We start from the raw sequence: 21,827 nt of genomic DNA on the forward strand, positions 1-21,827 counted from the left end.
GGACATGCTGCGCAAGCCCGAGGCCCCGCCGGAGCGGCTACCAGCCGCGCGCGGCAGCGGCGAAACGCTCTCCACGGCAGGCGCAAGGCGCGGCATCACCACGTAGTCGGCATCGACGATGTCGGCGGCCGAACCACGCATGAACCGGTCCGCTGCGGCAATTGCCGCCGGATCGGTCATGATTTCGCCGGAAACCGGGCGCGCGGTTCGATCGTCAGCCATCATGGCCCCAGCATTGCAGCACGTGTTCGCTTTTCGTTTCTTTTGCGTAAACACAAATGGTTAACGCTTCCCCACCGGAGCCCTCGTGACGAGCCGAAAGAGCCGAGAAATTAACCGCCGGTTAACCATGCCGGCCGATGGTCTTTACCCAGAACAGGCCGGCTCGCCGCCGTGCCGAAATTCAGGTCGTCGAAATTGATTCGTTTCGAAAATGTCGGCCTCCGCTATGGCATGGGTCCGGAAATCCTCCGCGACATCTCCCTGCACATCCCGGAGCGCTCCTTCCAGTTCCTCAGCGGGCCTTCGGGCGCCGGCAAGACGACCTTGCTGCGCCTGCTGTTCATGTCGCTGAAGCCGACGCGCGGGCTGATCACCATCTTTGGCAAGGACCGCTCGCGCATCTCGCGCACCGAATTGCCGCATCTGCGCCGCCGCATCGGCGTGGTGTTCCAGGATTTTCGCCTGCTCGACCACATGACCACCTACGAGAACGTCGCGCTGCCGCTGCGCGTGCGCGGGCGCGAGGAGGCGAGCTACCGCACCGATGTCACCGAACTGTTGAAGTGGGTCGGGCTGGGCGAGCGCATGCACGTGCTGCCGCCGGTTCTGTCCGGCGGCGAGAAGCAGCGCGCGGCGATCGCGCGGGCGCTGATCGAGCAGCCGGAAATCCTGCTCGCCGACGAACCGACCGGCAATGTCGATCCGCCGCTGGCGCGACGCCTGCTGCGGCTGTTCATCGAACTCAACCGGCTCGGCACCGCGGTGGTGATCGCCACCCACGACCTTGGCCTGATGGAACAGGTCGACGCGCGCCGCATGATCCTGGCCGGCGGAAGGCTGGACATCTATGACTGAACTGTCCGCCGAACATTTTGTGGAACGGGAGCAGGACGCCGAGGCGACCGAGGCAAAGCCCCGCGCCCAGCGCAGGATGGCGCCGATCGTGCCGGCGCAGAACATCGCCGGCCGGGCACTGGTCCTAGTGATCGCCATCATGACCTTCCTGTCCTGCCTGACTTTCGGCGCGGTGACGCTGGTGCGCGACACAGCGTCCGTCTGGGAGAACCAGATTTCGCGCGAGGCGACCATCCAGATCAAGCCGGTCGACGGCCTCGACATGGAAGCAGCCCTTACCCAGGCCTCCCAGATCGCCGGGGAATTCCCTGGCGTCAAGACGACCCGGATCATCGACCGCGAGGCGACCGCGAGGCTCCTTGAGCCCTGGCTGGGCTCGGGGCTCAACATCGATGAATTACCCGTGCCGCGCCTGATCATCGTCACCATCGACGAGAACAGCCCGCCCGATTTCGCTGCCATGCGCGCCGCGATCACGCCGAAACTGCCGAGCGCATCGCTCGACGATCACCGCACCTGGGTCGACCGGCTGGTAGCGATGGCCCGCACCACGGTGACCATCGGCATTGCCGTGCTGGCATTGATGCTGTCGGCGACCGTGCTGACCGTGGTGTTCGCGACGCGCGGCGCCATGGCCGGCAACGGTCACATCATCGAAGTGCTGCATTTCGTCGGCGCCGAAGCACGCTTCATCGCGCGCGAATTCCGCCGGCATTTCCTGGTCACCGGCATGAAGGGAGCGGCGGCTGGCGGTGCCGCGGCAGTGCTCGTCTTCATCGTCTTTTCCTGGTGGTCGTCGCGCAATATGGCGACGCCGCAGGCCGACCAGGCGACCGCCCTGTTCGGCAATTTCGCCATCGGTTCGGCAGGCTATCTCGGTGTCGTGTTGATGGTGCTGGTGATCGGCGGACTGACGGCTGCCACGTCCCACGCCACCGTCGTTGCCTATCTCAGCGACATCGATGTCCGCCAGCCGGATGCAGGCTAATTCATGTCGCCCAAAAGTGGGAACCGGTTTTGGGACAACGACATAGACAGGACAGGGTGATCACGGATGGAGAATTCACGTAACGCAAAGTGCGTCTTTTACCTACCCAAAGCCGCATTTCAGGATTAACCATATGGCGATGGACGCGCGGGATTCGACCGGTACGGCTGGACAGATGCCAGTGGTGGTTGCCCGTTCGCATGGCCGCTCCACTGTGAGCCGTCTAAGAGCCGCGTTGCGCCTGTCCGCTCTCTCTGTCCTCATCCTCACTACATTGTTTGCCGGCGGCTTCGGCTGGTTCGCCAATAAGGTCAGTCACCTGACCACGCCTGCCAATCCGGCCAAGGCGGACGCGATCATCGTGCTGACCGGCGGTCAGTCCCGCCTCGATGCGGCGATGGATCTGCTGGCGTCCGGCAAGGGCGAGCGGCTGCTGATCAGCGGCGTCCATCCCTCGGCCAGCCGCCGCCAGTTGCAGGCGGCGACCGGCGGCGACAAGAAGCTGTTCTCCTGCTGCGTCGACATCGACCGCGCCGCGCTCGATACGATCGGCAATGCGGAAGAAAGCGCCAAATGGGTCGAGAGCCACGCCTATGGCACGGTGATCCTTGTCACCAACAATTATCATATGCCGCGCAGCCTGCTGGAAATGGGCAGGCTGCTGCATGGCGCCAAGCTCGAGCCCTATCCGGTGGTCAATTCCAACCTCGACAATGGCGGCTGGCTGACCAAGCCGCGGGCATTGCGCGTGCTGTTCACCGAATACAACAAATATTTGCTGGCGCTGGCGCGGGGCATCGTGCCGGTCAAGCCGACGCCCAATGGCATAGCGCTGGCCGAAACAGCGGCCGGCGGCTGATTATTCCGCTGCGGCCGCGCCCGTATTTCCCCTGAGCCGTGCGATCTCCTGTTCAAGGCGCTCGATCCGCTTGTCCCGCTCGCCGAGTGCCTCCGCCACGTCGGCCGCCTCGAACCGTTGCGGAATATGCTGCGGGCAATTGGCATCCCAGGCCGAGACGGTGAACAGGATGACCTGCTCGGGGCGCGCCTTGTAGTCTTGCGGCATCAGTTTCGCCATCAGTTCGGCGTCACTCTCGACGACCCGCGCCGTGCCCCAGATCTTGATGCGCTGGCGGTGCATATAGTCGATCAGGAACAGGAATGCCCTTGGATTGTCGGCCAGATTGCCCTGCGTGATGAACTGCCGGTTGCCGGAAAAATCTGCGAAGCCGATCGTATGTTCGTCCAGCACCTTGAGGAAGCCGGCCGGCCCGCCGCGATGCTGGACATAGGGCTGCCCCTCGCCGTTGGCGGTCGACAGGAAGACGCTGGTCTGCATTTCGATGAAGGCGGCAAGGTCCGGGGTGATGCCGGCCTGCCAGCCGCCACGCTCCTCGACGCGGGCATAGGACTGACGTGAGCCCTTGCGGGCCTGGATCGCCTTGACGGTCGGCGTGAAGGCGACGTCGCTGGTGAAAGCATGCGCGTTCATTGAAAGCTTCCTTACGGCAAGATGCTAAAGTCCGAGCTCCGACAGCGTCGGGTGGTCGTCCGGTCGCCGGCCGAGCGGCCAGTGATACTTACGATCGGCCTCGCTGATCGGCAGGTCGTTGATGCTGGCGATGCGCAGGCGCATCAGCCCGTGTTCATCGAATTCCCAGTTCTCGTTGCCGTAGCTGCGGAACCATGAACCGCTGTCGTCGCGCCATTCGTAAGCGAAACGCACGGCGATGCGGTTGCCGTGGAAGGCCCAGACCTCCTTGATCAGCCGGTAGTCGAGCTCGCGACTCCATTTGCGCGTCAGGAAGGCCTGGATGGCGTCGCGGCCTTGCAGGAATTCGGCGCGGTTGCGCCAGCGGCTGTCCTTGGTATAGGCGAGCGCAACCCGCGCCGGATCGCGTGAATTCCAGGCATCCTCGGCCATGCGCGCCTTCTGTGCTGATGTCTCGGCGGTAAACGGCGGCAGCGGCGGGCGGGCTTCGGACATGGCAACTCCTTTGTGGGCCATGCTGCGGGCAGGCCGACAGACACAATATAGAGCCTTCCATCATTCAAATGGAGATGACATATTCGCAACCTGTCCTTCCATTTTCCGGAAGAAGCTATGGATCGTCTCGAAGCCATGTCGCTCTTTGTCGCCGCGGTGGAGGCCGGCAGCCTTTCAGCAGCCAGCCGCCGTTTCGGCATTCCGCTGGCGACGGTCAGCCGCAAGATTTCCGATCTCGAGCGCCATCTGAACACACGCCTCTTGAACCGCTCGACGCGACGGCTAACACCGACCGATGCCGGCCAGACCTATCTTGCCGCCTGCCGCCGCATCCTCGACGACGTCGGCGAGGCCGAACGCACGGCAGCCGGCGAATACAGTGCTCCGACCGGCGAACTGGCCATCACCGCGCCGGTCGTCTTTGGCCGCCTGCACGTGCTGCCGGTCGTCACCGGCTTTCTCGCCGTCTATCCCGACGTGGACATCCGCCTGACATTGGCCGACCGCATAACCCAGCTGGTCGAGGACCATTTCGATCTCGCCATCCGCATCGGCCAGTTACCCGATTCGAGCCTGGTCGCCATCGGCGTCGGCGCAATCCGCCGCGTCGTTTGCGCCAGCCCTGCCTATCTGGCCGAACACGGCACGCCAACGGCCCCGGAGGATCTGGAAACACACGATTGCATCACCTTCGAGGGACTTGCCTCCGCCGCCAGTTGGAGCTTCATCAGGGGCAAGGCCGAAATCCCGGTTCGGGTCCGCTCGCGGCTTCAGGTCAACACCGCCGAAGCGGCCATCGATGCGGCGATTGCCGGCGTCGGGCTGACACGCGTGCTTTCCTACCAGATCGAAGCCGCGCTGCGGTCCGGCACGCTGCGCATCCTGCTGCAGGAGTTCGAGCCGGCGCCATGGCCTGTAAGCCTGGTGCATGCGGGCCACGGCCTGCTGCCGGTCAAGCTGCGCGCATTCCTCGATTTTGCCGCCCCGCGCCTGAAGGAGCGGCTGGCACAGCTGATGTAGCGGAACCAGGCCAATCTCCCGTTGGCGACCGTTCTTCGTTGCCAACCAAAGCGCCCTGCGGCCATTTCCTTTTTTCCCGCGCTTGGTGTAACCAACGCTCACCTCCTCACCGGGCTCCCCCCAAATGCTCTACATCAGATCGCTGACGTTCAATTTCGTGTTTTACGTCAACTTGATCGTCCAGATGATCCTCTGGACCCCCTACTATTTCCTGTCGCCCCGGCACCGCGCCTGGTTCGTACCGAAATTCTGGTCGCGCACCTCGATGTGGCTTTACGACAAGATCGCCGGGACGAAGAACGAGATCACCGGCCGGGAAAACCTGCCCCAAGGCTCCTTCATCCTGGCACCAAAGCACCAGTCGTTCTGGGACGCGATCGCCTTCTTCCCCTTCCTTCAGGACCCGCTCTACATCCTGAAGCGTGAGCTCACCTGGATCCCGTTCTTCGGCTGGTACATCATGAAGATGCGCATGATTCCGGTTCATCGCGGCAGCCGTTCGAAAGCGCTGAAGGCCGTGGTCGCCGCGACCAAGGCGGAGATGGCGCGCAATCCTCGCCAACTCATCATCTACCCCGAAGGGACAAGACGCGCGCCGGGCGACGAACCCGCCTACAAATACGGCATCGTCGAAATCTATACGCAGCTTGGCGTACCAGTAGTGCCGGTTGCCCATGTCGCCGGCCTCTATTGGCCGCGCCGCAAATTCCTGCGCTACCCCGGCACCATCAAGGCGCGGTTCCTGCCGCCGATCCCACCGGGACTGAGCAAGGACGAATTCATGGCCCGGCTGATCGGCGAGACCGAGGCTGCCTGCGACCAGTTCCTGATTGATGCCGCGCGCGGCCCAAACCCGCCTGCCTTGCCGCCGACAGCGGTGAAAAGACTGCAAGAGCTGGACAACGCCGCAAGACACAAAGCCTGAACCGGAAGTCTCCTACCGGCAGTTCTCAGCCGAACACGGCCAGCGCGGTGGTCAACACCAGCGTCGCGGCAAAGACCAGGTTGACGATCCGCGAGGCCGCCGGCCGGCGCAGGAAGCGCGCGAATGCCACTCCCAAGACAAGCCACACGGCGTGGATGGCAACGATCATGACGGCGAGAATCGTCAGCTTCAGCCATAGACCAAGCTCAGTGTTACCCTGTTTGGGCGAAACACCGGCGAACACGGCGGCGATTGCCACATAGGCCTTCGGATTGGCGACCGCGAGAAAGAAACCAGCCAGCCATGTTGGACACGAAGCCTCGGCGGCGCGTGCTGCCATGGGCGGCGCCGTGGCGATCTTGAAGGCGAGATAGAGGATGTAGGCCGCCGAGGCGAAAGCCAGCAACGGCGCCAGCTTCGGCATCGAGGTAAGCACCGCCATGACCCCGGTCGCGACAACCAGAAGCACGGCGATCGTGCCCAGGATGATTCCCCAGGCATAGCCCAGCGAGTGGCGCAAACCGAAGGCGGCCCCAACGGCGGTAACGCTTATCGTTGCCGGACCCGGGCTGCCCATGATCACCAGGGCGGCAAGCATCAGCGCGAGAAGTTGCCCCCAAAGATCCGGCTGCGAAAGAAGCGGCTCAGTCATCTCTCCTCTGTCCTGCCTCGCGAAGAGACGGTATGGCAGGACCAGAGTGGCGTCTTGGACGTTCGTGCGAGGCGTCGCGCCTGAAGCTTCAGCCGCTCGCTCTATCGAGTTCGGTCATGTCGGCGGCGGTCAGTTTCAGCGACGCCGCCCTGATCAAGCTGTCCATCTGTTCAGGCTTGGTGGCGCTGGCGATCGGCGCGGTGACGCCCGGCCGAGCGATAACCCAGGCAAGCGCGACTTCCGCCTGCTTGGCCGAATGCCTTGATGAAACCGCGTCGAGTGCCGCAAGGATGCGCATGCCGCGCGCATTGAGATAGTCCTTCACCCCGCCGCCACGCGGGCTTTGACCGAGGTCGGCTTCGCTGCGGTATTTGCCGCTGAGGAAACCCTTGGCCAGGCTGAAATAGGTGATGACGCCGATGTCCTCGGCCACGCATAGATCGCGCAACGGCCCATCGAAGGACGAGCGATCGTAGAGATTGTATTCCGGCTGCAGCACCTCGTAGCGCGGCAGACTGCGCAAGCTCGCCACATCGAGTGCGGCACGCAACTGGCCGGCGTCGAGATTCGAACAGCCAGCATAGCGGATTTTGCCCTTGGCGAGCAGCTTCTCGTAGGCGCCAAGCGTTTCTTCGTAAGGGGTTGCAGGGTCCGGCCAGTGCGACAGATAGAGGTCGATGACTTCGGTCTGCAGCCGCTTCAGCGATGCGTCGACGGCCTTTTCGATGTATGCGGCGGACAGGTCCTTGTGCCCCTGCCCCATATCCGAACCGACCTTCGTGATCACCACGACCTTGTCGCGATTGCCACGGTCTTTCATCCATTTGCCGATGATGGTTTCCGATTCACCGCCCTTGTGGCCGGGAACCCAGCGCGAATAGGCATCCGCCGTATCGATGGCGTTGAGGCCGGCGCCGACGAAGCGGTCGAGCAGGTCGAACGAGGTTTTCTCGTCGGCGGTCCAGCCGAAGACATTGCCGCCCAGAACCAGCGGCGCGATGGACAGGTCGGTGCGACCGAGACGACGTTTCTGCAAGGCGGATCTCCGGGATGATTGGGCGAGCAAAGGGCGCCGCGGGCTGAGGGTCGGAGCCTAACCTAGGTCTTGCCTGAACGAGGTCAAAGGCCTGGCCGCCTTTTTCCGCAGAGCCAGCTTCACAAAGGCGCGACCTGGCTGGCGACATCCTCCAGCCAGTGGTCGCTTATGCCCAGTGCCTCGAGATGCTCAAGCGTGCTCAGCACATAGTCCTCGTTGTTGCCGGACTGGCCGACCGCGCCGCGCACCACGGCCGCTGCATCCGCCGCGTCGAGCGCTCCGGCATATTGCTCGTGCTGGCGGTCGACGATGTAGACCACCGCGTCGACCGTACCGCCCCCGTCGAGGCGAATCTTGAGCATGCGCTCCAGATAGACATTGGTGACCAGTTCGCGCTCGCGAAGATAGGCCATGACCTCGTCGCGCAAGTCGCCGGGGACGCGGAATGCGAGGCCGACGCAGGACCCGCCACGGTCGAGGCCGAGCACCAGCCCCGGCCGCTCGCGCGTTCCGCGATGCACGAAGGAATAGACGCAGAGCGAGCGCCGATAGCCATGCAGGCGGGCACGCTGTGTCTCGACATGCGCGAATCCCGGCCGCCAGATCAGCGAGCCATAGCCAAACACCCAAAAATCGCCCATATCGCCGCGCCTGATTGCAAAAGATGCCAACACCGCACCCGGACCGGTGTTTTTTCCGCCCGTCCCGTCTAACTATTCGTCTGTCTGCCTGGCGGAATCGACCACCCGTCCGCAACACCCATGCGTTAACGAGAGCCAAAGCATGACGTCAAGTGACGAACGCCAGCCAAGTAACCGTCGCCGCCTGTTCTGGCTTGCAGCGTTCATCGTCGTGCTGTTCGCCCTTTACAGCGGCGGCTGGTTTTATCTGGCCGACCGCGTCAGGAGCGAGGCCGACAAGGCGGTTGCCACGCTCAACAAGAATGGCGTCGAGGCCGGCTGTGCCAATCTCCAGGTCAGCGGCTATCCCTTGAGCTTTACCGTCTCCTGCGACAACCTCGCCTATGAGGACGATGCCAAGAACATTGCGGCTTCAGTCGGCAGTTTCAACGCGGCCGCCCAGATCATCCAGCCTCTGTCGCCGGTTGCCAATCTGCGCGGCCCGCTCAGGACCGCCGTTCCGGACATGGTGCCGCTGTGGATCGACTGGGACAATCTGCAGGCCAATTTCAAATTGTGGTGGCCGCTGCCGCAGCGGATCTCGCTGGAGGCGGAGGGCCTGTCCGGCCAGACCGATCCGGCCGACGACACCGATCCGGTGCAACTGTTTAGCGCCGGCAAGGCATCGGGTCAGCTGCAGCCCAACGGCGAGGATATCGACTATCTCGGCAGTTTCGGCGATCTCGAGATCGACCCCGACGCAATTGGAGGGCGCGTGCTTCCGGCGCTCGATGCCAGCGGCGATGTGACATTGAAGAACGGCGTCGCACTGATCGGCACGCAGGTGAAGAGCCTTCGTGGCCAGACGATCGAAATCCGCAACCTTGACCTGTCGTCGGGCACGGCGCGCATTACCGTTTCGGGACCGCTCTCGGTCGATGCCGAGGGCCTGGTCAACGCCGACCTGATGATCAGGCTGAAGGACCCGAAGGCGGTGGCGGCCATCCTCGGCGCCGCCATACCCGAGCAGAAAAGCCAGATCGAGCAGGGTTTTTCTGCCCTGGCGGTGCTCGGCAACGAACCGTCGATGCCGCTGAAGGTGGTCAGGGGCAAGGCCTCGCTCGGCTTCATTCCGCTGGGCAAGATCAAGCCGGTCGAATAGCTCAACCATGGCAAAACCCGTGAAGCTGCTGAGCGTTGGCGCCTTGACGCTGGACACCATCCTGCGCGTCGAGACACTGCCTGTGCATCAAGGCAAGTTCATTGCCTCCGACGGCGTCCAGATCGCCTCGGGCATGGCCACCAGTGCTGCCTGCGCCGCGCATCGCCTGGGTGCCGAGGTATCGCTGTGGGCGAGTGCGGGTGACGATGCCGTCGCCGACCAGCTCATCGCCGGCATCGAGGCCGAAGGCGTCGATTGCACCTTTGTGCGCCGCGTCAGAGGCGCCCGCTCGGCGCTGGCCTCGATCCTGGTCGACGCGCATGGCGAGCGCATCATCGTGCCGTTCTATGACAGGCTGGCCCAGGCCGATCCCGAAGTCTTGCCGGTCGCCGACCTCACGGCATTCGACGCCGTGCTGGTCGATGTCCGCTGGCCGGGCGCGGCAGCGTTGGCACTCAAGGCGGCACGCGCCGTTGGGCGTCCGGCGATCCTCGATGCCGACACCGCACCGTTGCCGGTCCTGGAACAGCTGTTGCCGCTCGCCACGCACATCGTCGCTTCGGAAACGGCGGCGCGCATCGTCTGCGGCCAGGCGCTCGATCCGGAAACGGCTTGCGCCGATCTCGCCAGCCGCACCGACGCCTTTGTCGCGGTAACCGGCGGCGCGGCGGGCTGTTGGTGGCACGACCGTCGCGCAGGCTGTGTGCGCCATGTCGCGGCGCCGAGGATCAAGGCAGTGGATACGCTCGCCGCCGGCGATGTCTTCCACGGCGCCTTCGCCGTCGGGTTGGCGGAAGCCATGCCCGTCGAGCAGGCTTTGCGCTTTGCCAGTGCGGCCGCGGCGCTCAAATGCCTGCGCTTCGGCGGCAGGCTGGGCGCGCCGGATAGGGCCGAGACGCTGGCCATGGTTGCGCAGACCTGGCCAGCCTGAAACCGACGCTTTGTTCTGACGCAATTCCCAAGGGAAAGCGCTGGCGCTTTTCCCGGGAAAAACGCCTCACACTTTTCCTGGAATTGCTCTAGCCCTTCGCGGGATGCTCGACGGCCTGGCGACCGAAATCGGGCACGTCGATGTCCTGGCCGGCCTCGATGATCGAGCGACGCACAGCCCGCGTCCGGGTGAACAGGTCGAAGAGCTTTTCGCCATCGCCCCAGCGGATCGCGCGTTGCAGCGACGCCAGGTCTTCCGAGAACCGCGCCAGCATTTCGAGGATGGCGTCCTTGTTGTGCAGGCAGACATCCCGCCACATGGTCGGGTCCGAGGCGGCAAGGCGGGTGAAGTCGCGGAAGCCGGAAGCCGAATATTTGATCACTTCGGACTTGGTCACCGACTGCAGATCATCGGCGGTGCCGACGATGTTGTAGGCGATGATGTGCGGCAAATGCGAGACGATGGCCAGCGTCATGTCGTGATGCTGCGGGTCCATCGTGTCGATGTTGGCGCCGCAGCGGCGCCAGAACTCCGACAGCCTCTCCAGCGCGTCCGGGTCGGTGTCGGGCAGCGGCGTGAAGATGCACCAGCGATTGTCGAACAGGTCGGCGAAACCGGCGTCGGGGCCGGATTTTTCCGTGCCCGCCAGCGGATGGCCGGGAATGAAATGGACACCTTCAGGCACATAAGGCTGCATCTGCGCGATGACAGACGCCTTGGTCGAGCCGACATCGGTGAGGATCACACCCGGCTTCAGCGCCGGCGCGATTTCCTCGGCCACCGCGCCGGATGAGCCTACCGGCACCGAAATGATGACCAGGTCGGCATCGCGGACAGCTTCTCTCGCATCGGTGGTATAGCTATCGCCCAGCCCAAGCTCCTCGGCTCGCGCCAGCGTCGCCGCACTGCGCGTTGATATGGCCACGTGACGGGCCAGCCCCTCGCGGCGGATGACGCGGGCCAGCGACGAGCCGATCAGGCCGATGCCGACCAGCGCGATCTTTTCAAACATCGGTGATGTCATGGTCTATAGCTTTTCAGGAATGTCGTGAGAGCGGCGACAACGCCGCGATTGGCCTCTTCGGTGCCGACGGTCATGCGCAACGCGTTGGGAAAGCCATAGCCCGAAACGCGCCGCAATATATAGCCGCGCGCCGTCAGATAGTCGTCCGCCGCCGCCGCCGAATGCTTCTGGTCATCGGGAAAATGAATGAGGACGAAATTGCCGACGCTCGGCGTTACCCGCAGCCCGAGCTTTGTGAATTCCTCGCTCAACCAGGCAAGCCAGGTCTCGTTGTGCGCCACGCTGCGCTCGACATGGGCGCGGTCGCGGATGGCTGCGATACCGGCCTCGATCGCCGTCGCATTGACGTTGAAGGGACCGCGCACGCGGTTGATGGCGTCGACGATATGCATCGGCGCATACATCCAGCCGATCCGCGCGCCACCGAGGCCGATCTTGGAGAAGGTACGGGTCATCACCACGTTCTCGGTGCTGCCGACCAGCTCGATGCCGGCCTCATAGTCGTTGCGGCGGACATATTCGGCATAGGCCGCGTCGAGCACCAGAAGCACGTTCTTCGGCAGCGCGGCATGCAGCCGGCGAACCTCCTGGAACGGCACATAGGTGCCGGTCGGGTTGTTGGGATTGGCGAGGAACACGATCTTGGTGCGCGGCGTGACCGCGGCCAGGATGGCGTCGATGTCGGCGCGCTCGTCTCTTTCCTTGATCGTCACCGGAACGGCACCCGCCGACTGGATGTAGATCTTGTAGACCATGAAGGCGTGTTCGGTGATGACGGCCTCGTCGCCGGGCGCCAGATAGGTCTGCGCCAGCAGGCCGAGAATCTCGTCGGAACCGTTGGAACAGATGATGTTCTGAGGGTTGAGGCCATGCACCTCGGCGATCGCTTCGCGCAGCCGCCTGGCGGTGCCGTCGGGATAGATGTCGAGCTTGCCGGCAATCTCGCGCGCGGCTTCGATCGCTTTCGGCGAGGGCCCTAGCGGATTCTCGTTTGATGACAGCTTGTGGACCTTGGCGACGCCGGCGGGCGCCGTGCTCTTGCCCGGCACATAGGCGTCGATGTCCATGATGCCCGCACGCGGGGTTGGACGTGCCTGGTCCGGTGTCTGGCTCATGTCGCAAAATCCGTCGAGAACGCTTCCTGAGGGAAGCCGCAGCGGAAATACAAGCCGTGGCCTGCAATGTCGAGAGGCGACAGCCATCGCCCAGGGCTGGCCGTTGACGACGGCGCGCCACAGCCCTAGAAGGGGTGCGACTTCCGTGGTGATTTGGCCGGTCGGCTTGCAGCCACGTTAAACAACTTGCTAAAGGGCCGTTTGCATCCTGTAACCGGCTTTGCGACCGCAATGCCGGTTTTTTGTTGTCCGCCCCGGCCGGACACCCGTATCGGCATCGACTTTCGACAAGCGCGATGCGTGGGCTCAAAGTGTGAGATGGATGTCATGGCCGTTCTGCGTGCCCGCAAAACCAACAACGAGGTCGACCAACCGTCGAGCCCGGTTTTGCGTTTTGGATCCGACAAGCCGCTCAAGCTGGACGCCGGCACGCTGCTGTCACCGTTCCAGATCGCCTACCAGACCTACGGCACGCTGAACGATGCCCGCTCCAACGCCATCCTCGTCTGCCATGCACTGACCGGAGACCAGCACGTCGCCAGCACCAATCCGGTGACCGGCAAGCCTGGCTGGTGGGAAGTGCTGATCGGCCCCGGCAAGATCATCGACACCAATCGCTTCTTCGTCATCTGCTCCAACGTCATCGGCGGTTGCCTTGGGTCCACCGGTCCGGCCTCGACCAATCCCGCCACCGGCAAGCCCTACGGGCTTGACCTGCCCATTATCACCATTCGCGACATGGTGCGGGCGCAGCAGATGCTGATCGACCATTTCGGCATCGAGAAACTGTTTTGCGTGCTCGGCGGCTCGATGGGCGGCATGCAGGTGCTGGAATGGGCGTCGAGCTATCCGGAGCGCGTCTTCTCGGCGCTGCCGATCGCCACCGGCGCGCGCCATTCCTCGCAGAACATCGCCTTTCATGAGGTTGGCCGCCAGGCTGTCATGGCCGATCCGGACTGGCATGGCGGCAAATATTTCGAGCACGGCAAACGCCCGGAAAAGGGCCTGGCGGTAGCACGCATGGCCGCCCACATCACTTACCTGTCGGAAGCCGCCCTGCACCGCAAGTTCGGCCGCAATCTGCAGGATCGCGAAGCGCTGACCTTCGGCTTTGACGCCGACTTCCAGATCGAAAGCTATCTGCGCCACCAGGGCATGACCTTCGTCGATCGCTTCGACGCCAATTCCTACCTCTACATGACGCGGTCGATGGACTATTTCGACCTTGCCGCCGACCATGGCGGCCGGCTGGCCGATGCTTTCGCCGGCACGAAAACCCGCTTCTGCCTGGTGTCGTTCACCTCGGACTGGCTTTTTCCGACCGAGGAGAGCCGCTCGATCGTGCATGCGCTCAACGCCGCCGGAGCATCGGTATCCTTCGTCGAGATCGAGACCGACCGCGGCCACGACGCATTCCTGCTCGACGAGCCGGAACTGTTTGCCGCCATCAACGGCTTCATCGGCTCGGCCGCCAGGGCGAGAGGGCTGGGCCTATGAGCGTCAACCGCGACCAGCGCGTCGACCTTGAAGTCGTCGCCAACCTCATCCCACCGCAGTCGCGCGTGCTCGATGTCGGCTCGGGCGACGGCTCGCTGCTCGAATTGCTGCAGGACAGCAAGCAGGTCGACGGCCGTGGGCTCGAGCTGTCGCAGCGCGGCGTCAACGAATGCGTGGCGCGCGGCCTCTCGGTCATCCAGGGCGATGCCGACAAGGATCTCGAATTCTATCCCGACAAGGGCTTTGACTTCGTCGTCCTCTCGCAGACGCTGCAGGCCACCCGCAACCCGAAGCTGGTGCTCGACGAACTGCTCAGGATCGGCAATCGCGCCATCGTCTCCTTCCCCAATTTCGGCCATTGGCGTGTGCGTCTGTCACTGTTCGTCAACGGCCGCATGCCGGTGACCAAGGACCTGCCCTATTCCTGGTACGACACGCCCAACATCCACTTCTGCACCATCCGCGACTTCGTCAATCTTTGCGACGAGCTCGGCGCGACCGTCGAGAAGGCAACCGCTCTCGACGCCAACGGCCAGAAGATCGGCCTGTCGATGCCGTGGTGGTTCTGGAACTTCTTCGGCCAGCAGGCAGTGTTCTTGCTGAAACGGCAGTAGCCGCAAGCTATTCGAGGATGTCCGTGGCTTTGTGCGGATGTTGGACGCCGTCGGCAAACACCACGTCGGCCTCCGAATTGTCCGTGCGCAGCGCCAGAATCGCCTGGTAGGCGGGCGAATTGTACCAGCCATGCACATGCTGCCTGTCGGGAAATTCGATGATGATCAGATGGCCCGGCCAGTTGTTCTCGATCACCTCGACATCGCCGCCATGGACCAGAAAACGGCCGCCGAAAGGTTCCAGCGTGGCATCGATCTTGTGCAGGTATTCGACGATCTGCGGGCCCATCGTGGCTTGGCGCATATGGGCGACGGCGTAAGCGGTCATAAGTGCACTCCCTTTCAATCGAAGCCGATTGCCGGCTCCACAGGCACAGATTGCCAAGGGTCGTGACAGAATTCGATTACCCCAAAAGTAATAAGAATGACATGAGGCGATCAAGACGAATCGGCCTGCGCGATCCTGAGGCGGTTTCCAGTCTCCGGCCCTCAGGGTGTTGCCGTTGAGACGCAAGGTTGCGAATTCGGGGTTGCGGACGGATTGAACTCTGCAACCAGATGATGACACGGGAGCATGTTTTTCGTAGCGTCATGCCGGACGCGATGCCGAGCGAAGCACGGAGCGGGGAACCTGACCTATTCGATCGTTGTCGAAATGGAAAACGCCAAGTCCATCAATGAAGATGAGATCGGCGTTTCGTTCAGCGCCTTGGCACGGGAAATAGAAGCCGTGACGACAACCGGTCAATACCTGAAACCGGAGGTCATCGTCGTTCACAGCGGACCAGATACCGACACACCGATTCTCCGGCATCGTCTCACCGAAATTGTTCCGCAACTTGGCATGGCAGCAAATACGGTCTTCAGCGCCTGCACAGGCGGCCGGTACTATGAGGTCAAGAACGCAGGCGCCGCGTTGGCCAAGGGCGACATCGTCATTTTCTGCGATTCCGATACAGTGATCGAAGACGGCTGGCTGTCGGCACTTCTCAAACCGCTCCAGGATCCGAAGACGATCGCCGTGAACGGTTACACCTATCTCGGCTGTGACGATTTCGCTTCGCGAACCTTTGCGCTTCTGTGGTTCTTCCCGCTGCGTGATGGTGATAGACGCTTTGCCTCCAAGCGCGCGATGAACGCCAACAATTGCGCCTTCCGCAGAAGCTGGTTAGCCGGCCATCCCTTTCCGGCCAGCAATGGATTCAAGGTTTCTTGCACGTTGCTCGCCAGCCAGTTACGAGCAAGCGGGCATGATTTTGTCAGAGTCGATGCCCGGGCCAGCCATTATCCTCCGCGCGGTTGGCGCTTTTTCTTTTGGCGTGCCCTGGTCACTGGGCGCGATGCGGACCGGAAATATGTGGCACTGGCATCGCCATCCCAAGCCGCGCGAGTGCTGAAGGCGACAAGACGTTGGTTTTCGACATCCTGGAAAGTGGGTGGGCGTATTCTGACGCATGCAACTCGGCTCGGAATGCCGGCATGGCAGATCCCGTTTGCACTGATCGTCGGATTGGCCTTTTGCGCGCTGGTTTTTTGTGCACAAGCGGCCATGGCCCTTGGGCTGGTTCGGGACGAGGTTGAAAACGTGCCCCTCTACGTGGGACATAGCTGAAGCACTATGGTCAAAATGGGCAAAACCATCGAACCGACACCTCTCATCACGGTCATTACGCCGACCCACAACCGACGCGAAACGGTGTTGCGCGCCGTGGAAAGCGTACTCTCCCAGAGCATGTCGAGGCTTGAGCACATTGTCGTCGACGATGGTTCGACCGATGGAACCGAAGCGGCGCTGGCCCGTATCCAAGACCCGCGGCTGATCTATGTCGGGGCGAAATGGCGAGGCGCCAACGCAGCCAGGAATGCCGGCATCGAGCGCGCGCGGGCACCGTTGGTGACGTTCCTCGATTCCGACGACATCTACATGCCGCACCGGCTTGAACGAACCCTGACCTGGTTCGAGGAAAATCCTGCACTGCAAGTGCTGATCAGTTCGTTCGTGTCCCTGAAAGGCAATCGCATCACAAACTGCGTCAACCCCGAGGCGTTCGTTAGCCCCGCAATGCTGGAGCGGACGCTGGTTGGGCAGACCATCTTCATTGCCGGCTCTGCGATCACGGCTCGCCGCGAAGCCTTGCTGGCCATCGGCGGCTACGACAGCGACATCACCCGCATGCAGGATCGCGAATTGCTGCTGCGCCTTGCCCGGCGCTTCGGTGCGCAGTTGTCCAGGGATCTGGACTGGACGAAATACAATTCGGAGAACTCGATTTCCGGCCGCCGTGACGGCTATGTCGAGGCCTATGCGAACCTGATGGGCAAACATCCGCATATTGCCCATGCCTACCCGCACATTCCGCCTTACATGATCTCGCGGCAGCTCATCGCCGACATCCTGCGAGGCAGGATACCGGAGGCATTTCAGGGCTACATGGCCAACCGTTCATCCAAAACGCTTGGCTATTCGCTGCCGGAATTGATGCAAGGCTATGTCCATGGCCGGCGCTGGCGCCGCGATCTCTCCAACGAGTTTCGCAATCAATTTGGTGCCCGGCCCGCTTAAACCGAGAGGGATTCCGGGAAATTGTGGAACGGTTTTCCCTCCGGATCGCGTTAACCCCTCTGTCGAGAGCTCAACGGTCAAGTTCGGGAAAATACGGATCCGATAGAAACCGCCTGTCTCGTTCGCCTTGTAGGCAGTCTATCGGCGTCGCCGCGTCGATGGGGATGCTTCTCACCTCGTCCTGAATGCCGCTCACTTCCAGGAGCAGCTTGCGCCGGATGGCTGTCGAAAACTCGGCGGCGGCATAGATAGGCAGCACGAAGGAACCGGGTCCGCCGATCACGCACTGCGCATAATACTGGTCGAGATGGCTGAAGGTGGGCGACGGGCTGATCAGGATCGGCAGGCCGTTGACGACGATGCCTTTGGCAGTCGCCGCATCACGCGTCGCGGTGACCGGCGGCCCGATATTGTTCGGTCCGTCGCCCGAAATATCGATGACGCTGCGTTCGCCATGGAAAGACGTGCGGTCGAAAAGCTCGGTGCCGAAGGCCAGCGCGCCGGAAATCGAAGTGCCGCGAAAGCTGCGGAACGGACGAGCCGCGACCTTGTCGGCAAAGCTGTTCGCGCTCTCGGCACTATCGATGATCTGCCAGCCGATGACCGCGTCGTCGCGGACCGTGCCGGCCCATTCGAAATAGGTCAGCGCTATGCGGCCCGTGGCGCCAGCGCGGACAGCCTTGATGAAGTCGGGATGCCGCAGCGCCTCGACATAACCGGACCGCTGCAGGGCGAACTCCTTCTCGTCCATCGACAGCGAGATGTCGACCGCCAGCACCAGCTCGACGTCGACGGCGAGCGCATCCCGCGGCGAGGCGGCGGGAGCAGCCTGGGCGCAGGCAAGACAGGCAAGCAGGCGCAGAGCATCAAGCATGGCCGTCGCCAGGATTGTTTCTCCCGAGGAGCTTCCTTCGCGATCGCGGCAAAATAAAGCTTTGCTTCCCTCGCCCGGATATCAGCTCATTTCTTGCGGCGGGCGGCGACTGGCGGCGGTTCTATCGCGCCGGCCCTGACGCGGGCGGGCTTCAGGGCTGGCGCACCGGAATCCTTGACGATCGTCAACGCGCGCGGGAAGAAGTGGTTGTTGTGCTGGCCGCGCCCGATGTTGAGGATCGCTGTCCCCGGCAAACGCTTCTCGAGCATCGACAGCACGCGTCTTAGCGATGGGCCGTCGAACGCATCCAGCGCCTCGTCGATGATCACCCATTTCGGTTGCCGCAACGCGAGCCTGGCGAAGGCCAGCGAGCGTTGTTCGTCATCGCCCAACTCATGGTCCCAACGCCCGGCACGGTCGAGCGATGAGGACAGCCGTCCCAGACCGACCTCGGCCAGCACCGCCGAAATGTCGGCATCGTTCGCCGGCGCGGGCCCGTTCGGGTGATCGAGGACTTCGCGCAACGTGCCGACCGGAAAATAAGGCACGCGCGGCACGAATATGGGGGTTTCTCCCGACGGCAGGCCGATCCGGCCGCTTCCCCATGGCCACAGGCCGGCAATGGCACGAAAGAACAGCGTCTTGCCCGCACCGGGGTCGCCGGTGATCATGACGCGCTCGCCGGGGCGGATTTCGACATGCGGATCGGCGAGTCTGGTGCAACCCTCCGGCGAGGTCACTTCGAGCTTCTCGAAAGTCAGGCTGCCATTGACGTTTTGGCCGAAGGCAATGCGCTTTTCCGTGTCATGCAACGCATCGGTTTCATCGAGCGCGATGCGGAAATCGGCCACGCGCATCAGCGTGGCGCGCCAATCGGCAATGCTGCCGATGTTGTTGATGAACCAGCGCAAGGAAGAGTGGACCTGGTTAAAGGCGCCGACCGCCATCATCAGCCCGCCAAAGCTGATATCACCTGAGAAATAGACTGGCGAAGCGACCAGTATGGGCGCCACGACGGTGATCCAGCCATAGGTGTCGGTCACCCAGGACAGGTTGATCTGGGCGGTGTAGATGCGCCGCATGGCACCCAGCACCGTGCCGAGATCGAGTTCGAGCCGCCGCCTTGCGTCGGCCTCGCCATGATACAACGCGATGGCATCGACATTCTCGTTGACGCGCACCATCGAGGAGCGCAGCTCGGCTTCGCGTGTATAGCGGTCGCTGTTCAGGCGGATGAGCGGGCGCCCGACCAGCCAGCTCAGCCAGGAGGCGATGCCGGCGTAAAGGATAGCGGCCCAGACCATGTAGCCCGGTATGGCCAGCGAGGTCCCGCCGATGTGGAACACGAAGCCCGAGGACAGCTCCCACAGCACCCCGACGAAGGACATGAGCAGGATGCACGACTGCAGCAGCCCGACGCCGAGATCGGTTGACAGGTCGGACAGATGCGCGGCGTCCTGCTGCATGCGCTGGTCGGGATTGACGCCGATGGCGCCGGCATTGGCCAACCGGAAGGCGCGCACCGGCCGCATCCACTGATCGATCAAATCCAGCGTCAGCGCCTCGCGCAGTTTGAGCCTGATCATCTGGTTGAGCCAGGTCTGGCCGATATTGAGCACCAGCAGCCCGCCGGCGATCATCGCGAAGACGAGGAGCTGGTGCAGGAAGGCCGCCATGTCGCGGCGCGCAAGCGCATCGTAGAAAGGCTGGTTCCAGCGATTGAGCAGAACCTGGCCGATCGACGTTGCGATGATCACGGCCATGATGCCGACCGATGTCCACAGCAACCATTTGCGAACCGGCGATCCCGCCAGCGCCCGCCGGATCGTCGCCACCTGGTCGCGCAGGCTGCTGGCTTCGACCGCCACGGCAACCGGATGAACGGCGGCGGCATTGTCCGGTTGATCAGCCATGGCCGAGGTCCTTGCGTCAGTGCTGAAACCGGATGGAGAAACTTGACAGGCGTTCGTATGGGCTGCCGGATGGGCTGTCGGTCCGCTTGCGACAGATAGGCAGGAAAACGACGTCAGGCACGCCTGCCGTGATCACGAAGCCGTCACTCGCGCAGCCGAGGGCTTGGCATCGGCTTTGTGACGGCCAAGCCGGGTGGCGCCATGCGGCGACAGCACCGGCACGAAGACGCGGCGCGAGGCGCGCTGGACGACGGGCACGCCTTGATAGAGCCGTTTCTGCGCCTCGACGACGATGACGCCGGAAAAGATCGGCCACAGCCGCCGGCCGGCGCGCTCCAGCACATTGTGGAAGCGCATCATGAAACGGCGCTTCGACGGCGGAAAGAACAGCGCATCGGACCAGGCGGCGGGCGTAAAATTGGCCTCGCGCAGCAATTCGGTGAGCTGGCCGCGCGAAAAGGGCCGGCCATTGCCGAATGGGGTGTGCTCGAAGCGCGCCCAGACACCGCGCCGGTTGGGCACGACGATGACCACCCGGCCAGCCGGCGACAGCACGCGCCAGATCTCGTTCAGCGTCTCACGCGGGTTCTCGACATGTTCGAGCGAATGGACGAGCAGCATGCGGTCGATGCAGGAATCGACCAGCGGCAGTTCCTCGTCGAAGACCAGTGCCGTCGCCGTCGGCCCTGTCGCCGGCCACACCACCGCGCCTTGCGTTGCCGGCATGAAGGCAAAGACCCGCTCGGCATCGGTGCCGAACCGCTCCAGCCAGGGCAAGGTGTAACCCAGACCAACCAGCCGCTCGTTGGGTACCGCTGCCCATATCGACGACAACGCCATGGTGATCGAACGCTCGGCGAAACGGCCGAGTGTTGTCGAATAGAAGGAGCGAAGATCGACGATGTCGGAATGCATGGCAGGGATGTAGCCGTGATATCAGCGGGTTTCAACAAAAGGCCGCGACGACCCGACATTCCGAGATGTCATTCGACATCCGGGATGACATCCACGCGCCGGCGCCCTATGTCTGCGGCCATAAACGGAGAGATGCGATGCCGGTCGAAATCGAACAGTTCATGTGCCGCAGCGACAATTTCGGCGTGCTGGTGCATGATCCCAAAAGCGGCCAGACCGCGATCATCGACACGCCCGAGGAAGCGCCTATCCTGGCCGCGATAAAGCGCACTGGCTGGACGCCGACGACGATCCTGACCACGCATCATCACATGGATCACGTCGAGGCCAATCTGGCGCTGAAGGAGCGCTTCAAGCTGCGCATCGTCGGCCCGGAAGCGGAAAAGGCCAAGATCCCCGGCATCGACGAGACCGTCGAAGACGGCTCGGTTCTCCATCTTGGCGATGAAAAGATCGAAGTCATCGCCACGCCCGGCCACACCGCCGGCCACGTTTCCTACTATTTGCCGGCTTCGGGTGTGGCGTTCACCGCCGACACGCTGTTTGCGCTGGGTTGCGGACGGCTGTTCGAATGCAAGCCGCCGGTGATGTATGAATCGCTGAAGAAGCTGGCTGCACTTCCGGCTGAAACGGCCATCTATTGCGGTCACGAGTATACGCTCTCCAACGCCCGTTTCGCGCTGACCGTCGACCCGACCAATTCGGCATTGAAGGAACGCGCCGCCAGGATCGAAAAGCTGCGCGCCGACAACAAGCCGACGCTGCCGACGACGATCGGCGAGGAGCTGTCGACCAATCCCTTCCTGCGCTGGCACGATCCGGCGATCCGCAAGCATCTGGGGCTGGAGAAAGCTTCGGACGCCGAGGTCTTTGCCGAAATCCGCAAGCGCAAGGACAATTTCTAGGCCCGGTGG

At 63.0% G+C, this 21,827-nt stretch carries 23 protein-coding genes, 1 pseudogene and 1 riboswitch; of the genes and pseudogenes, 12 read left to right on the forward strand and 12 right to left on the reverse strand.

What is annotated here, in order from left to right:
• A pseudogene (locus EOB80_RS22995) lies at positions 1–225 on the reverse strand (hypothetical protein); the annotation flags it as partial.
• Between the two features lie 192 nt (positions 226–417).
• On the opposite strand from EOB80_RS22995, the gene ftsE reads away from it, so the two are divergent.
• The 3 genes from ftsE (at position 418) to EOB80_RS23010 (ending at position 2,924) form a co-directional block, all read left to right on the forward strand.
• Positions 418–1,077: a cell division ATP-binding protein FtsE gene (gene ftsE, locus EOB80_RS23000; RefSeq protein WP_010911739.1), complete on the forward strand. Its 660-nt coding sequence runs from the start codon at positions 418–420 to the stop codon at positions 1,075–1,077.
• Positions 1,070–2,065: an ABC transporter permease gene (locus tag EOB80_RS23005; protein ID WP_027038121.1), complete on the forward strand. Its 996-nt coding sequence runs from the start codon at positions 1,070–1,072 to the stop codon at positions 2,063–2,065. The genes ftsE and EOB80_RS23005 overlap by 8 nt, the downstream gene beginning before the upstream one ends.
• Positions 2,066–2,198: 133 nt before the next feature.
• Positions 2,199–2,924 carry a YdcF family protein gene (locus tag EOB80_RS23010; RefSeq protein ID WP_127329933.1) on the forward strand — a complete coding sequence of 242 codons (726 nt, stop codon included), beginning with the start codon at positions 2,199–2,201 and terminating at the stop codon, positions 2,922–2,924.
• Here EOB80_RS23010 and EOB80_RS23015 read toward each other — a convergent pair whose 3' ends face one another.
• Both EOB80_RS23015 and EOB80_RS23020 read right to left on the reverse strand, forming a co-directional pair.
• Positions 2,925–3,557 carry a pyridoxamine 5'-phosphate oxidase family protein gene (locus EOB80_RS23015; protein ID WP_127329935.1) on the reverse strand — a complete coding sequence of 211 codons (633 nt, stop codon included), beginning with the start codon at positions 3,555–3,557 and terminating at the stop codon, positions 2,925–2,927.
• Positions 3,558–3,581: 24 nt separating this feature from the next.
• Entirely contained in the window at positions 3,582–4,052 is a 471-nt protein-coding gene (locus EOB80_RS23020; RefSeq protein WP_127329937.1) for a DUF1348 family protein, read from the reverse strand.
• Positions 4,053–4,169: 117 nt separating this feature from the next.
• On the opposite strand from EOB80_RS23020, the gene EOB80_RS23025 reads away from it, so the two are divergent.
• Both EOB80_RS23025 and EOB80_RS23030 read left to right on the forward strand, forming a co-directional pair.
• Complete coding sequence (locus EOB80_RS23025) at positions 4,170–5,072, forward strand: LysR family transcriptional regulator (RefSeq protein WP_127329939.1); 903 nt, start codon at positions 4,170–4,172, stop codon at positions 5,070–5,072.
• A gap of 124 nt (positions 5,073–5,196) precedes the next feature.
• Positions 5,197–5,997, forward strand: coding sequence for a 1-acyl-sn-glycerol-3-phosphate acyltransferase (locus tag EOB80_RS23030; RefSeq protein WP_127329941.1), 801 nt, complete (start codon positions 5,197–5,199; stop codon positions 5,995–5,997).
• Between the two features lie 25 nt (positions 5,998–6,022).
• Here EOB80_RS23030 and EOB80_RS23035 read toward each other — a convergent pair whose 3' ends face one another.
• The 3 genes from EOB80_RS23035 to EOB80_RS23045 form a co-directional block, all read right to left on the reverse strand.
• A complete protein-coding gene (locus tag EOB80_RS23035) occupies positions 6,023–6,649 on the reverse strand; it encodes a LysE family translocator (RefSeq protein ID WP_127329943.1) in 627 nt (208 codons plus the stop codon).
• A gap of 88 nt (positions 6,650–6,737) precedes the next feature.
• Positions 6,738–7,685 carry an aldo/keto reductase gene (locus EOB80_RS23040; protein ID WP_127329945.1) on the reverse strand — a complete coding sequence of 316 codons (948 nt, stop codon included), beginning with the start codon at positions 7,683–7,685 and terminating at the stop codon, positions 6,738–6,740.
• 119 nt (positions 7,686–7,804) lie between these two features.
• On the reverse strand, positions 7,805–8,326 hold the full coding sequence (locus EOB80_RS23045; RefSeq protein WP_127268943.1) for a gamma-glutamylcyclotransferase: 522 nt from the start codon (positions 8,324–8,326) through the stop codon (positions 7,805–7,807).
• A 142-nt stretch (positions 8,327–8,468) separates the two neighbouring features.
• Between EOB80_RS23045 and EOB80_RS23050 the strand changes: the two genes are divergently transcribed.
• The gene (locus tag EOB80_RS23050; protein ID WP_127329947.1) at positions 8,469–9,467 is read left to right on the forward strand and encodes a DUF2125 domain-containing protein; all 999 of its coding nucleotides are present in this window, start codon (positions 8,469–8,471) and stop codon (positions 9,465–9,467) included.
• 7 nt (positions 9,468–9,474) lie between these two features.
• Positions 9,475–10,398 (forward strand): sugar kinase, encoded by a 924-nt coding sequence (locus EOB80_RS23055; RefSeq protein WP_127329949.1) that lies wholly within the window; start codon positions 9,475–9,477, stop codon positions 10,396–10,398.
• 88 nt (positions 10,399–10,486) lie between these two features.
• Here the strand turns inward: EOB80_RS23055 and EOB80_RS23060 are convergent, their stop codons facing one another.
• Both EOB80_RS23060 and hisC read right to left on the reverse strand, forming a co-directional pair.
• Entirely contained in the window at positions 10,487–11,422 is a 936-nt protein-coding gene (locus EOB80_RS23060) for a prephenate/arogenate dehydrogenase family protein (protein WP_206516833.1), read from the reverse strand.
• Complete coding sequence (gene hisC, locus EOB80_RS23065; RefSeq protein WP_127329953.1) at positions 11,419–12,537, reverse strand: histidinol-phosphate transaminase; 1,119 nt, start codon at positions 12,535–12,537, stop codon at positions 11,419–11,421. The genes EOB80_RS23060 and hisC overlap by 4 nt, the downstream gene beginning before the upstream one ends.
• 135 nt (positions 12,538–12,672) lie before the next feature.
• Positions 12,673–12,750, forward strand: a riboswitch (SAM riboswitch).
• Positions 12,751–12,864: 114 nt separating this feature from the next.
• Here hisC and EOB80_RS23070 point away from each other — a divergent pair.
• Complete coding sequence (locus tag EOB80_RS23070) at positions 12,865–14,034, forward strand: homoserine O-acetyltransferase (protein WP_127271091.1); 1,170 nt, start codon at positions 12,865–12,867, stop codon at positions 14,032–14,034.
• Positions 14,031–14,648: a methionine biosynthesis protein MetW gene (gene metW / locus EOB80_RS23075; RefSeq protein WP_127268377.1), complete on the forward strand. Its 618-nt coding sequence runs from the start codon at positions 14,031–14,033 to the stop codon at positions 14,646–14,648. The genes EOB80_RS23070 and metW overlap by 4 nt, the downstream gene beginning before the upstream one ends.
• 7 nt (positions 14,649–14,655) lie before the next feature.
• On the opposite strand, the gene EOB80_RS23080 is transcribed toward metW, so the two are convergent.
• On the reverse strand, positions 14,656–14,976 hold the full coding sequence (locus EOB80_RS23080) for a DUF1330 domain-containing protein (protein WP_127329955.1): 321 nt from the start codon (positions 14,974–14,976) through the stop codon (positions 14,656–14,658).
• A 327-nt stretch (positions 14,977–15,303) separates the two neighbouring features.
• Between EOB80_RS23080 and EOB80_RS23085 the strand changes: the two genes are divergently transcribed.
• On the forward strand, positions 15,304–16,260 hold the full coding sequence (locus EOB80_RS23085) for a glycosyltransferase (protein ID WP_245466422.1): 957 nt from the start codon (positions 15,304–15,306) through the stop codon (positions 16,258–16,260).
• Between the two features lie 15 nt (positions 16,261–16,275).
• Positions 16,276–17,211 carry a glycosyltransferase family 2 protein gene (locus tag EOB80_RS23090; RefSeq protein WP_127268374.1) on the forward strand — a complete coding sequence of 312 codons (936 nt, stop codon included), beginning with the start codon at positions 16,276–16,278 and terminating at the stop codon, positions 17,209–17,211.
• A gap of 70 nt (positions 17,212–17,281) precedes the next feature.
• Here EOB80_RS23090 and EOB80_RS23095 read toward each other — a convergent pair whose 3' ends face one another.
• The 3 genes from EOB80_RS23095 to EOB80_RS23105 form a co-directional block, all read right to left on the reverse strand.
• Positions 17,282–18,085: a DUF1194 domain-containing protein gene (locus EOB80_RS23095; RefSeq protein WP_127329959.1), complete on the reverse strand. Its 804-nt coding sequence runs from the start codon at positions 18,083–18,085 to the stop codon at positions 17,282–17,284.
• 86 nt (positions 18,086–18,171) lie between these two features.
• On the reverse strand, positions 18,172–19,998 hold the full coding sequence (locus tag EOB80_RS23100) for an ABC transporter ATP-binding protein/permease (RefSeq protein ID WP_127329961.1): 1,827 nt from the start codon (positions 19,996–19,998) through the stop codon (positions 18,172–18,174).
• 132 nt (positions 19,999–20,130) lie between these two features.
• Positions 20,131–20,913 carry a methyltransferase domain-containing protein gene (locus EOB80_RS23105; protein ID WP_127318414.1) on the reverse strand — a complete coding sequence of 261 codons (783 nt, stop codon included), beginning with the start codon at positions 20,911–20,913 and terminating at the stop codon, positions 20,131–20,133.
• Between the two features lie 137 nt (positions 20,914–21,050).
• Between EOB80_RS23105 and gloB the strand changes: the two genes are divergently transcribed.
• On the forward strand, positions 21,051–21,818 hold the full coding sequence (gene gloB, locus EOB80_RS23110) for a hydroxyacylglutathione hydrolase (protein ID WP_127329963.1): 768 nt from the start codon (positions 21,051–21,053) through the stop codon (positions 21,816–21,818).
• The last annotated feature ends 9 nt before the right edge of the window (positions 21,819–21,827 follow it).

This window comes from Mesorhizobium sp. M7A.F.Ca.MR.245.00.0.0, assembly GCF_003997415.1.
Classification (GTDB): Bacteria; Pseudomonadota; Alphaproteobacteria; order Rhizobiales; family Rhizobiaceae; genus Mesorhizobium.

What these genes read in the sequence shown, in the direction of transcription:
- EOB80_RS23005 (WP_027038121.1), top strand. Translation starts at nt 1,070, where the DNA reads ATGACTGAACTGTCCGCCGAACATTTTGTGGAACGGGAGCAGGACGCC.
- EOB80_RS23010 (WP_127329933.1), top strand. Translation starts at nt 2,199, where the DNA reads ATGGCGATGGACGCGCGGGATTCGACCGGTACGGCTGGACAGATGCCA.
- EOB80_RS23015 (WP_127329935.1), bottom strand. Translation starts at nt 3,557, where the DNA reads ATGAACGCGCATGCTTTCACCAGCGACGTCGCCTTCACGCCGACCGTC.
- EOB80_RS23020 (WP_127329937.1), bottom strand. Translation starts at nt 4,052, where the DNA reads ATGTCCGAAGCCCGCCCGCCGCTGCCGCCGTTTACCGCCGAGACATCA.
- EOB80_RS23025 (WP_127329939.1), top strand. Translation starts at nt 4,170, where the DNA reads ATGGATCGTCTCGAAGCCATGTCGCTCTTTGTCGCCGCGGTGGAGGCC.
- EOB80_RS23030 (WP_127329941.1), top strand. Translation starts at nt 5,197, where the DNA reads ATGCTCTACATCAGATCGCTGACGTTCAATTTCGTGTTTTACGTCAAC.
- EOB80_RS23035 (WP_127329943.1), bottom strand. Translation starts at nt 6,649, where the DNA reads ATGACTGAGCCGCTTCTTTCGCAGCCGGATCTTTGGGGGCAACTTCTC.
- EOB80_RS23045 (WP_127268943.1), bottom strand. Translation starts at nt 8,326, where the DNA reads ATGGGCGATTTTTGGGTGTTTGGCTATGGCTCGCTGATCTGGCGGCCG.
- EOB80_RS23050 (WP_127329947.1), top strand. Translation starts at nt 8,469, where the DNA reads ATGACGTCAAGTGACGAACGCCAGCCAAGTAACCGTCGCCGCCTGTTC.
- EOB80_RS23055 (WP_127329949.1), top strand. Translation starts at nt 9,475, where the DNA reads ATGGCAAAACCCGTGAAGCTGCTGAGCGTTGGCGCCTTGACGCTGGAC.
- EOB80_RS23060 (WP_206516833.1), bottom strand. Translation starts at nt 11,422, where the DNA reads ATGACATCACCGATGTTTGAAAAGATCGCGCTGGTCGGCATCGGCCTG.
- hisC (WP_127329953.1), bottom strand. Translation starts at nt 12,537, where the DNA reads ATGAGCCAGACACCGGACCAGGCACGTCCAACCCCGCGTGCGGGCATC.
- EOB80_RS23070 (WP_127271091.1), top strand. Translation starts at nt 12,865, where the DNA reads ATGGCCGTTCTGCGTGCCCGCAAAACCAACAACGAGGTCGACCAACCG.
- metW (WP_127268377.1), top strand. Translation starts at nt 14,031, where the DNA reads ATGAGCGTCAACCGCGACCAGCGCGTCGACCTTGAAGTCGTCGCCAAC.
- EOB80_RS23080 (WP_127329955.1), bottom strand. Translation starts at nt 14,976, where the DNA reads ATGACCGCTTACGCCGTCGCCCATATGCGCCAAGCCACGATGGGCCCG.
- EOB80_RS23085 (WP_245466422.1), top strand. Translation starts at nt 15,304, where the DNA reads ATGGAAAACGCCAAGTCCATCAATGAAGATGAGATCGGCGTTTCGTTC.
- EOB80_RS23090 (WP_127268374.1), top strand. Translation starts at nt 16,276, where the DNA reads ATGGGCAAAACCATCGAACCGACACCTCTCATCACGGTCATTACGCCG.
- EOB80_RS23095 (WP_127329959.1), bottom strand. Translation starts at nt 18,085, where the DNA reads ATGCTTGATGCTCTGCGCCTGCTTGCCTGTCTTGCCTGCGCCCAGGCT.
- EOB80_RS23100 (WP_127329961.1), bottom strand. Translation starts at nt 19,998, where the DNA reads ATGGCTGATCAACCGGACAATGCCGCCGCCGTTCATCCGGTTGCCGTG.
- EOB80_RS23105 (WP_127318414.1), bottom strand. Translation starts at nt 20,913, where the DNA reads ATGCATTCCGACATCGTCGATCTTCGCTCCTTCTATTCGACAACACTC.
- gloB (WP_127329963.1), top strand. Translation starts at nt 21,051, where the DNA reads ATGCCGGTCGAAATCGAACAGTTCATGTGCCGCAGCGACAATTTCGGC.